Source organism: Solihabitans fulvus (assembly GCF_008386585.1).
In the GTDB taxonomy this organism is placed as follows: domain Bacteria; phylum Actinomycetota; class Actinomycetes; order Mycobacteriales; family Pseudonocardiaceae; genus Solihabitans; species Solihabitans fulvus.
The window spans coordinates 1-377 of sequence record NZ_VUOB01000377.1 but is presented as its reverse complement, the minus strand read 5'-3'; the positions used below and the strand labels follow the sequence as shown (position 1 = coordinate 377).

At 44.3% G+C, this 377-nt stretch carries 1 protein-coding gene; it reads left to right on the top strand.

Annotation, left to right across the window (positions count from 1 at the left end):
* Positions 1-60: 60 nt before the first annotated feature.
* On the top strand, positions 61-377 hold a 317-nt coding region (locus F0L68_RS46095; RefSeq protein WP_188317154.1), incomplete at its 3' end, for a translationally-controlled tumor protein.

The window sequence follows — 377 nt, the reverse complement described above, 5'->3', positions numbered from 1 at the left end:
TTGAGGCGAGAAGCCGTTCTTTCGGTTTTTATTATTTTTAATCGCCTCCAATCCATCAAAATGAAGATCTATAAGGACATTATCACTGGTGATGAGATGTTCTCTGACACTTACAAAATGAAATTGGTCGATGAAGTTATTTACGAAGTGACCGGTAGGTTGGTGACGAGAGCACAGGGTGATATCCAGATCGAGGGTTTTAATCCTTCGGCTGAAGAGGCTGACGAGGGCACGGACTCGGCCGTCGAGAGCGGAGTTGACATAGTCCTGAACCACAGGCTAGTCGAAACATACGCCTTCGGTGACAAGAAATCCTACACATTGTACCTCAAAGACTATATGAAAAAATTAGTAGCAAAATTGGAAGAGAAGGCGCC